Annotated in this window: 4 protein-coding genes, 2 tRNA genes and 3 rRNA genes; 1 reads left to right on the top strand and 8 read right to left on the bottom strand. The window is 53.2% G+C overall.

Features of this window, described 5'->3' with window-relative positions:
* Positions 1-168: 168 nt before the first annotated feature.
* From rrf to AC07O2_RS20920, 5 genes are all read right to left on the bottom strand, one after another.
* A 5S ribosomal RNA gene (rrf, locus tag AC07O2_RS20940) occupies positions 169-281 on the bottom strand.
* 144 nt (positions 282-425) lie between these two features.
* Positions 426-3,307 (bottom strand): 23S ribosomal RNA (locus AC07O2_RS20935).
* Between the two features lie 372 nt (positions 3,308-3,679).
* Positions 3,680-3,755: transfer RNA gene (locus tag AC07O2_RS20930), tRNA-Ala, on the bottom strand.
* A 27-nt stretch (positions 3,756-3,782) separates the two neighbouring features.
* Positions 3,783-3,859: transfer RNA gene (locus AC07O2_RS20925), tRNA-Ile, on the bottom strand.
* 120 nt (positions 3,860-3,979) lie between these two features.
* Positions 3,980-5,507: ribosomal RNA gene (locus AC07O2_RS20920) — 16S ribosomal RNA — on the bottom strand.
* The 16S, 23S and 5S rRNA genes sit together here with 2 tRNA genes alongside, the layout of an rRNA operon.
* Positions 5,508-5,995: 488 nt before the next feature.
* Between AC07O2_RS20920 and AC07O2_RS20915 the strand changes: the two genes are divergently transcribed.
* A complete protein-coding gene (locus AC07O2_RS20915) occupies positions 5,996-7,906 on the top strand; it encodes an ATP-binding cassette domain-containing protein (protein WP_495234246.1) in 1,911 nt (636 codons plus the stop codon).
* 87 nt (positions 7,907-7,993) lie between these two features.
* Here the strand turns inward: AC07O2_RS20915 and AC07O2_RS20910 are convergent, their stop codons facing one another.
* The 3 genes from AC07O2_RS20910 to AC07O2_RS20900 form a co-directional block, all read right to left on the bottom strand.
* A complete protein-coding gene (locus tag AC07O2_RS20910) occupies positions 7,994-9,091 on the bottom strand; it encodes a protein-glutamate methylesterase/protein-glutamine glutaminase (protein WP_495098456.1) in 1,098 nt (365 codons plus the stop codon).
* A 9-nt stretch (positions 9,092-9,100) separates the two neighbouring features.
* Entirely contained in the window at positions 9,101-9,811 is a 711-nt protein-coding gene (gene cheD / locus AC07O2_RS20905; protein ID WP_495098583.1) for a chemoreceptor glutamine deamidase CheD, read from the bottom strand.
* A 117-nt stretch (positions 9,812-9,928) separates the two neighbouring features.
* On the bottom strand, positions 9,929-10,786 hold the full coding sequence (locus tag AC07O2_RS20900) for a CheR family methyltransferase (protein ID WP_495098457.1): 858 nt from the start codon (positions 10,784-10,786) through the stop codon (positions 9,929-9,931).
* Position 10,787 lies beyond the last annotated feature (1 nt).

Raw genomic sequence — 10,787 nt, 5'->3', positions numbered from 1 at the left:
AGCCGACTTTTACATCAACCAACTTGACTCACTGTGATCAGCGAAGCCTTGTATTCTAGCATGCTTTTTGGAGCATGCCCGCAAAACGTTTCCGTTTTCTTTAGTGCTTATTGCGTCAACACTAAAGAAAACGCCCAGTCAGCTGACTGGGCGTTTCTTGCTGTAATAGCCTGACGATGACCTACTTTCACACGGGAACCCGCACTATCATCGGCGCAGAGGCGTTTCACTGTCCTGTTCGGGATGGGAAGGAGTGGGACCACCTCGCTATGGTCATCAGGCATAACTTGTTGCCACCCTGACATCGGTCAGGGCAACGAATTCATAGAGATTTAATCAGCTCCGGTATCGCACCGGATATGTGTTTTTGAATGCGTCACTTGGCATAACTAATCCTTGATACCACTTGCGTAGATCAAAGTTATAGGGTCAAGCCGCACGAGCAATTAGTATCAGTTAGCTTAACGCATTACTGCGCTTCCACACCTGACCTATCAACGTCCTGGTCTTGAACGACTCTTTAGGGGGCTCAAGGCCCCGGCAGATCTCATCTTGAAACGAGTTTCCCGCTTAGATGCTTTCAGCGGTTATCTCTTCCACACTTAGCTACTCGGCAATGCCACTGGCGTGACAACCGATACACCAGAGGTGTGTCCACTCCGGTCCTCTCGTACTAGGAGCAGGCTTCCTCAAATCTGCAGCGCCCACGGAAGATAGGGACCAAACTGTCTCACGACGTTTTAAACCCAGCTCACGTACCTCTTTAAATGGCGAACAGCCATACCCTTGGGACCGGCTACAGCCCCAGGATGAGATGAGCCGACATCGAGGTGCCAAACACCGCCGTCGATATGAACTCTTGGGCGGTATCAGCCTGTTATCCCCAGAGTACCTTTTATCCGTTGAGCGATGGCCCTTCCATACAGAACCACCGGATCACTATGTCCTGCTTTCGCATCTGCTCGACTTGTCAGTCTCGCAGTTAAGCACGCTTATGCCATTGCACTATCATCACGATGTCCGACCGTAACTAGCGTACCTTCGAACTCCTCCGTTACGCTTTGGGAGGAGACCGCCCCAGTCAAACTGCCTACCATGCACTGTCCCCGATCCAGATAATGGACCTAGGTTAGAACCTCAAACACACCAGGGTGGTATTTCAACGTTGGCTCCATGTGATCTAGCGACCACACTTCAAAGCCTCCCACCTATCCTACACAGATCTGTTCAAAGTCCAATACAAAGCTACAGTAAAGGTTCATGGGGTCTTTCCGTCTTTCCGCGGGGAGATTGCATCATCACAAACATTTCAACTTCGCTGAGTCTCAGGAGGAGACAGTGTGGCCATCGTTACGCCATTCGTGCAGGTCGGAACTTACCCGACAAGGAATTTCGCTACCTTAGGACCGTTATAGTTACGGCCGCCGTTTACTGGGACTTCAATCAAGAGCTTGCACCCCATCATTTAATCTTCCAGCACCGGGCAGGCGTCACACCCTATACGTCCACTTTCGTGTTTGCAGAGTGCTGTGTTTTTAATAAACAGTCGCAGCCACCGATTTTTTGCAACCCCGTTGGGCTCCATCCGCAAGGGACTTCACCTACTAAAGGCACACCTTCTTCCGAAGTTACGGTGTCAATTTGCCGAGTTCCTTCTCCTGAGTTCTCTCAAGCGCCTTAGAATACTCATCTCGCGCACCAGTGTCGGTTTGCGGTACGGTCGTGTGTAGCTGAAGCTTAGTGGCTTTTCCTGGAAGCAGGGTATCACTCACTTCGGCTGCAAGCAGCCTCGTTATCACCCCTCATCTAAGCCCGGCGGATTTACCTACCAGGCACGACTACAGGCTTGAACCAACATATCCAACAGTTGGCTGAGCTAACCTTCTCCGTCCCCACATCGCACTACACATCGGTACAGGAATATTGACCTGTTTCCCATCAACTACGCATCTCTGCCTCGCCTTAGGGGCCGACTCACTCTACGCCGATGAACGTTGCGTAGAAAACCTTGCGCTTACGGCGAGGGGGCTTTTCACCCCCTTTAACGCTACTCATGTCAGCATTCGCACTTCTGATACCTCCAGCAGGGTTTACACCGCCACCTTCACAGGCCTACAGAACGCTCTCCTACCACTTGCAATAAATTGCAAATCCGCAGCTTCGGTAACTGGCTTAGCCCCGTTACATCTTCCGCGCAGGACGACTCGATCAGTGAGCTATTACGCTTTCTTTAAATGATGGCTGCTTCTAAGCCAACATCCTGACTGTTTTAGCCTTCCCACTTCGTTTCCCACTTAGCCAATTTTAGGGACCTTAGCTGGCGGTCTGGGTTGTTTCCCTCTTGAGTCCGGACGTTAGCACCCGGTGCTCTGTCTCCCAAGCTGTACTCGTCGGTATTCGGAGTTTGCATTGGTTTGGTAAGTCGCCATGACCCCCTAGCCAAAACAGTGCTCTACCCCCGACGGTAATACTTGAGGCACTACCTAAATAGTTTTCGGAGAGAACCAGCTATTTCCAAGTTTGTTTAGCCTTTCACCCCTATCCACAGCTCATCCGCTAGTTTTGCAACACTAGTCGGTTCGGACCTCCAGTGCGTGTTACCGCACCTTCATCCTGGCCATGGATAGATCACTTGGTTTCGGGTCTACACCCAGCGACTGAATCGCCCTATTCGGACTCGGTTTCCCTACGCCTTCCCTATTCGGTTAAGCTTGCCACTGAATGTAAGTCGCTGACCCATTATACAAAAGGTACGCAGTCACCCCTTTCAAGGCTCCTACTTTTTGTAAGCATGCGGTTTCAGGATCTATTTCACTCCCCTCCCGGGGTTCTTTTCGCCTTTCCCTCACGGTACTAGTTCACTATCGGTCAATGATGAGTATTTAGCCTTGGAGGATGGTCCCCCCATATTCAGACAGGATTTCTCGTGTCCCGCCCTACTTTTCGTTAACTTAGTACCACGCGTCTGTTTTCACGTACGGGGCTATCACCCGCTATGGCTAGCCTTTCCAAGCTATTCCGTTAACAGTCGCGCTATCACTAACAGGCTTTTCCGATTTCGCTCGCCACTACTTTCGGAATCTCGGTTGATGTCTTTTCCTCGAGCTACTGAGATGTTTCAGTTCACCCGGTTCGCCTCGCATGACTATGTATTCATCATGCGATACCCCTAAGGGTGGGTTTCCCCATTCAGAAATCTCCGGATCAAAGCTAATTTGCCAGCTCCCCGAAGCTTATCGCAGGCTATCACGTCTTTCGTCGCCTATCATTGCCAAGGCATCCACCACATGCTCTTATTCACTTGACCCTATAACTTTGACGTCTCTTTACAGAAACACCACCGTTGTCTTCAAGGAATGTTTGATTGGTCTTTCACCAATCGCGTTATGCCGTAAACAACTACAGCCCTTTCGAGCTTTCATCGTTAATTTTGAATTTCAAACCAAAGTCTGAATATTCGTTTTGACGCAATCAAAAATTTGTCGCTAGCGGCACGGTCTGCACTAAACCTTTACGAATGTGCAGTTTCCGCTAGCAACGCTGATTAAACTCTATGAATTTTTAATGAACAGCCGATTAACCTTTCGGTTAATTTATATCGATCAATAGATATTGATCAACAACAAAGTAGCCTCGTTAAAAGCCACTTTGGTGTTGAATAGATAAGCACCAACAATATTGGTGGAGGTGACAGGACTCGAACCCGCTACCTACTGCTTGCAAAGCAGCCGCTCTCCCAGCTGAGCTACACCCCCACAAAAACGGCAGTGTTGTTGAATGGATGGTGGGTCTGGTTGGTTTCGAACCAACGACCCCCGCCTTATCAAGACGGTGCTCTAACCAACTGAGCTACAGACCCAAGCCGGTCGCTCTGAGATTCATTTCAAACAAAATCAAGGACTTCGTTTAAAAATTGTCTTAGCGACAACCTTCCAACAACCGATAAGTGTGGGCATTCAAATTTGATTGCAGTTTCCAGAAAGGAGGTGATCCAGCCGCACCTTCCGATACGGCTACCTTGTTACGACTTCACCCCAGTCACGAACCCTGCCGTGGTAATCGCCCTCCTTACGGTTAGGCTAACTACTTCTGGCAGAACCCGCTCCCATGGTGTGACGGGCGGTGTGTACAAGACCCGGGAACGTATTCACCGTGACATTCTGATCCACGATTACTAGCGATTCCGACTTCACGCAGTCGAGTTGCAGACTGCGATCCGGACTACGACTGGTTTTATGGGATTAGCTCCCCCTCGCGGGTTGGCAACCCTTTGTACCAGCCATTGTATGACGTGTGTAGCCCCACCTATAAGGGCCATGAGGACTTGACGTCATCCCCACCTTCCTCCGGTTTGTCACCGGCAGTCTCACTAGAGTGCCCAACTAAATGTAGCAACTAATGACAAGGGTTGCGCTCGTTGCGGGACTTAACCCAACATCTCACGACACGAGCTGACGACAGCCATGCAGCACCTGTGTTACGGCTCTCTTTCGAGCACGAAGCTATCTCTAGCGACTTCCGTACATGTCAAAGGTGGGTAAGGTTTTTCGCGTTGCATCGAATTAAACCACATCATCCACCGCTTGTGCGGGTCCCCGTCAATTCCTTTGAGTTTCAACCTTGCGGCCGTACTCCCCAGGCGGTCAACTTCACGCGTTAGCTTCGTTACTGAGTCAGTGAAGACCCAACAACCAGTTGACATCGTTTAGGGCGTGGACTACCAGGGTATCTAATCCTGTTTGCTCCCCACGCTTTCGTGCATGAGCGTCAGTACAGGTCCAGGGGATTGCCTTCGCCATCGGTGTTCCTCCGCATATCTACGCATTTCACTGCTACACGCGGAATTCCATCCCCCTCTACCGTACTCTAGCTATGCAGTCACAAATGCAGGTCCCAGGTTGAGCCCGGGGATTTCACATCTGTCTTACATAACCGCCTGCGCACGCTTTACGCCCAGTAATTCCGATTAACGCTCGCACCCTACGTATTACCGCGGCTGCTGGCACGTAGTTAGCCGGTGCTTATTCTTACGGTACCGTCATTAGCCCACCGTATTAGGGCAGACCGTTTCGTTCCGTACAAAAGCAGTTTACAACCCGAAGGCCTTCATCCTGCACGCGGCATTGCTGGATCAGGCTTGCGCCCATTGTCCAAAATTCCCCACTGCTGCCTCCCGTAGGAGTCTGGACCGTGTCTCAGTTCCAGTGTGGCTGGTCGTCCTCTCAGACCAGCTACAGATCGTCGCCTTGGTGGGCTTTTACCCCACCAACTAGCTAATCTGATATCGGCCGCTCCAATCGCGCGAGGTCTTGCGATCCCCCGCTTTCATCCAGAGATCGTATGCGGTATTAGCACAGCTTTCGCTGCGTTATCCCCCACGACTGGGCACGTTCCGATATATTACTCACCCGTTCGCCACTCGTCAGCTTAACCTGTTACCGTTCGACTTGCATGTGTAAGGCATGCCGCCAGCGTTCAATCTGAGCCAGGATCAAACTCTATAGTTCGATCTTGAATTTTTTGCCCCTGACTATTACCACCAGAGGCCACTCATAAATTGGAATCGACGCAAAACTCAACAAGTGAATTTCACATCTATTTACTTCATGAGCGTTTGTAGTGCTATGCACTAGTTCCGAAGAACTTGGCAATCGCATTCAAACGCCCACGCTTATCGGCTGTATATTTTTAAGGATCAGCAAGCCGACTTTTACATCAACCAACTTGACTCACTGTGATCAGCGAAGCCTTGTATTCTAGCATGCTTTTTGGAGCATGGGGGCTAATTTCTTCTCCCCGCCGCCAACTGCCGGCCACCTTGGTGACCCTCGTCAGGGTAGCCTTAGAGTATATACCGGATTTACGCGGCGCGCCTCCATATCGCAAATTTAGTTGCTCAATCACGGAGCCGTGGTCCTACCGTTCAGCGCATCCTGAACCCTCCACCAGCAGTCATTCACGGGCACAAACCACGAGGCAGGATAATCGCCACAACATGGCACTCATTACCCTACTCGACGCCCAACTGGCTTTTGGTCACGTCGCACTGCTCGACAAAGCCGCTTTTTCACTTGAAACCACGGAGCGTGTGGGCCTCATTGGCCGCAACGGGGCTGGCAAGTCATCCATGCTCAAGATTCTGGGTGGGCTGGAAAAGCCTGATGACGGCACGATGCATGTACAGCAAGGCTTGCGCATTGCCTACGTGGCCCAAGAACCAGCCCTAGACCCAGAAGTCACCATCTTCAAAGCCGCCAGCGTAGGACTTGCCACCGTCATTGAAGCCCGGGATCTGTATCTTTCCGGCGCCGAAGGGGTAGACCTGGACGCATTGCAATCTCAAATTGAAGCCTTCGATGCGTGGAATTGGGAGCAACGCGTGGAAGAAACTCTGCACCGCCTGCATCTAGACCCCGAGGCCATCGTCGGAACTTTGTCTGGGGGCACCAAAAAGCGCGTGGCACTCGCGCAAGCGTTGGTTGCCAAGCCAGACGTGCTACTACTTGACGAGCCGACCAACCACCTGGACCTGGACTCTATTGAGTGGCTGGAAGATCTGCTGATCGACTTCAAAGGGAGCCTGATTACCATCACCCACGACCGCAGCTTTCTGAACCGCGTCGCCACCCGCATTGTGGAACTTGACCGCGGCAAGCTCGGCTCCTACCCTGGCAACTTCGAACAATATGTACTGCAGAAAGAAGAGCAGCTAGCACAAGAGGCCGTTATCAGCGCAAAGGCCGACAAGCTACTGGCACAAGAGGAAATCTGGATACGCAAGGGTGTGGAAGCGCGCCGCACCCGCAGCCAAAGCCGCATCAGCCGCCTAGAAACACTGCGCAGTAGCCGTGCCGCGCGCCGAGAGGCACAAGGTAGCGTCAATCTGGATGTGGCGTCTGGCCAGTCCAGTGGCAAGATCGTGGCGGAGCTCACCGATGTCAGCAAGTCCTTCGGCGACAAGGTCATCGTCAAGGGCTTCAGCGACGTAATTTTGCGTGGTGACAAGGTCGGCTTACTCGGAGCCAATGGGGCGGGCAAAAGCACTTTGCTCAAGCTCATTCTGGGCGAAATCCAGCCAGACAGCGGCAACGTACGCCAGGGCGCGAATTTGCAGGTCGCTTACTTCGATCAGATGCGCAACGCATTGGATCTGGATGCCACACTGGAGGACTTCATCAGCCCCGGCAGCGAATGGATCGAGATTGGCAACCAGCGCAAACACGTCAAGAGCTATCTGAGCGACTTCCTGTTCTCGGCAGCGCGCGCCAATTCACCGGTCCGCTCCCTGTCTGGCGGCGAACGCAACCGCTTATTGCTGGCCCGGTTGTTCGCACGCCCTGCCAACGTGCTGGTGCTGGACGAACCGACCAACGACCTGGACATCGACACCCTGGAACTGCTGGAAGACCTGCTGCAGAACTACGACGGCACGATCTTCCTAGTCAGCCATGACAGGGCATTCCTGGACAACGTGGTTACCAGCATCATTGCCCATGAACCAGAGGAGCGCCCGGGCTTCTGGCGTGAATACGAAGGTAGCGTGCAGGACTGGTTGATCCAGAGCAAACGCGCCAAAATGATCGCAGAAACCAATAGGAAAAACACGCCACAGCGCGCGTCAGATCAACAAGTTTCACTATCAAATACAGAGCAAAAATCAACAGTTACAACGCCCACGGCGGGAAAGGCCCGCAAGCTCAGCTTCAAGGAACAACGTGAACTGGACGGCTTGCCCGCCCAGATTAGCCAGTTGGAACAGGAGCAGGCCGCCATCAACGCGGAGTTGGCCGATGGCCGCATCTACTCTGCGGACGCCACCAAGGCTACGGCCCTGGCACAACGCAACGCAGACATCGACGAGTTATTGTTAGCCGCGCTAGAACGCTGGGAAATGCTCAGCAGCTGATTGCTATGGTAGTGATAGCTACATGCGCAGATAGGATCTGCGCTATCGGCCGATTTCTTTAGCCATCCAGCGTGACATTTGCCACCATCAAATGCGGTTGTGCAAACGGTCGCCACCAGCGCCCAGCTTGGCCAGCAACGCAGGGGCAATTTTGTCTAACGGCAGAACTTCATCCGCGGCGCCATGGGCAATGGCCTCGCGCGGCATGCCAAACACCACGCAGCTGGCCTCGTCTTGCACGTAGTTGTAGCTACCTTTGTCGTGCATTTCACGCATGGCGCGCGCGCCATCGTTGCCCATACCAGTGAGCATGATGCCGTAGGCATTCCGTCCGACCATCTCGGCGCACGAGAGAAACAAAACCTCTACCGATGGGCGGTGTCGGTTAACGGGCTCGCCATCCTCCACAACTGCCACATAGTTCGCTCCGCTGCGCCCTACCCGGAAGTGCTTGCCGCCCGGCGCAATATAGGCGTGGCCTGGCAGTATGCGTTCGCCATGCACCGCCTCCTTGACCGTGATCTGGCACAAGCTGTTAAGCCGGGCCGCAAAGCTGGTGGTAAAGCCAGGTGGCATATGCTGGGTGATCACAATAGCGGGTGCATCTGCAGGCATACGCACCAAAATTTCCTTAATCGCCTCAGTGCCGCCGGTGGATGCCCCTATACAGATCATTTTCTCTGTCGACAAACGCCCGATCAAGGTATTAGCAGGACGCGCTACCGGCGTAGGTGGAGCACCAATTTGCTCACCCAATGCCAACGCCGGAGGACGGCGGAACTGGGCCACCGATGCAACGCGCACCTTGTCCACGATTTCTGCAGCCAGATCCTTCAAACCGTTCGCCAAACCGATGCGAGGTTTAGCCACAAAATCTACAGCCCCCAACTCCAGGGCACGCATAGTGACCTCAGCCCCCTGGGCCGTCATGGTGGAAATCATCACTACTGGCATGGGCCGCAGGCGCATCAAACGCCCCAGAAAATCAATGCCGTCCATGCGCGGCATTTCCACGTCCAAGGTAATCACATCGGGATCCAGGCTGCGGATCATTTCCCGCGCAATCAAAGGGTCGTTGGCCGCACCTACGCACTCCATATCAGCTTGACGGTTGATGATTTCTGTCAACAAACTGCGCACTAAAGCCGAATCGTCCACCACCAACACACGGATCTTCTTCATCACCCCACCTGACTAAAACAAATCGACCGACCCACCCGAAGTGGACTTCACCACCGTAGCCACGTTGCCGCGCCGCTCGGTCACCGCCTGGTCTGGATGCGCATGGGCCAAACGCTTCACCATGGCCTTACCCGTCACAGGGAAAAAGCATACTTTGCGCGGATAAATGTCCAACACATCTTGCGAGAGCAGCGGAATACGCTCCGTCTGCAAGTAATCAATTACAAACTGCGTATTGCGCTCGCCCACATTCATGGTGGTGAAGTTGGACATCACCTGACCGCCACCAAAAATCTTGGCCTGCATGGTTTCCCGGCGAGCTCCGCTCTTGAGCATCTCATTGATCAGCAGCTCCATGGCGTATGAACCATAGCGCCCCGCCCCCGAACCATCATCGCCATCAGGCAGCATGAAATGGTTCATACCCCCGACCTGAGCACGACTGTCCCACAGACATGCCGCAATGCAGGACCCCAGCACCGTCATGATGACCAGGTTCTCATCCGACACAAAATACTCACCAGGCAGTACCTTGACAGCATTGAACTGGAAGTGGTGATCTGCATAGAAAAAAGAAGCTTCACCCGGCTTGCGAGGACGGCTCTTCAACTGCTCCAGCGTGCAGTTACGTTCGCTCAACGGCCTGCCACCGGGTGTTGCGCCCACACGTGCGGCACGACGACGGTCGGCATCCGGCCCAATGGGAAACTCACCCGCCGCCATGCGCTGGGCGAGAGTAGGACCCGCAGTTCTAGGAATATCCATAGTCGTCAATCGTCCAACGCAATAGAGCCTACCGCCTGCATACCAAACCATGAACCGCCATGGGGCAAAAAGCCTTCAGCAGCGTTCATAACACGTCTTTCCACGCAAGATGAACAGGTCCCGGGACTCACTGAAATTTTCCGCATGACCCACAAACAACATACCACCGGGCTTCATGACACGATGAATGCGCTCTAGCACAGCACGCTGGGTTGCCGCATCAAAATAAATCATGACGTTGCGACAAAAGACAACATCAAACGGATCCCGAAACGGCCAGTCGTTACGAATCAAATTGATACTAAGGAAATCAATCATGCGGCGCAGTTCTGGCTTGATGCGTACCAGACCAGCGTTTTCACCCTTACCACGCAGTAAGAATTTTTGCATGCGCGCCTGGTCCAGCCCCTTGAGATTGTCCAGGCGATAAATACCCTGGGCCGCCGATGCCAACACCTTGGAATCAATATCACTGGCCGCCAACTTGAACGCGGCACCAGCGCCCAGGGACTCCATCGCGGTCATGGCGATCGAGTACGGCTCTTCACCCGTAGAAGATGCACTGCACCAAACATTCCAAGGCGTTGCAGCAGGCCGAGACTTCAGCAAGGCAGCAAGCATTTCAAAATGGTGCTGCTCTCGAAAAAAAGCGGTGAGATTGGTGGTGAGGGCATTCACAAACTCCTGCCACTCGGGACCATCGGAACGCTCCAGCCACCCCAAATATTCATGAAAACTGCCATGCCCCGTTTCACGCAATCTGCGCGACAAGCGGCTGTACACCATGGCATGCTTGCCATCATGCAGCTTGATACCCGCATGCTTGTATATCAGCGACTGCACGCGCTCAAAATCAGCGTCCGTCCAAATGAACTCACGACCCTCTGCAACAGGACCGTTACTGGCTGCAGCAGGTGAATAGCTCTGAAGCATG

This window comes from Rhodoferax sp. GW821-FHT10B06 (assembly GCF_059415605.1).
Note: the sequence above shows the minus strand (reverse complement) of the source record. Positions and strands in the feature narration are given on the sequence as shown.

What these genes read in the sequence shown, in the direction of transcription:
- cheD (WP_495098583.1), bottom strand. Translation starts at nt 9,811, where the DNA reads ATGGCGGCGGGTGAGTTTCCCATTGGGCCGGATGCCGACCGTCGTCGT.
- AC07O2_RS20900 (WP_495098457.1), bottom strand. Translation starts at nt 10,786, where the DNA reads ATGCTTCAGAGCTATTCACCTGCTGCAGCCAGTAACGGTCCTGTTGCA.
- AC07O2_RS20915 (WP_495234246.1), top strand. Translation starts at nt 5,996, where the DNA reads ATGGCACTCATTACCCTACTCGACGCCCAACTGGCTTTTGGTCACGTC.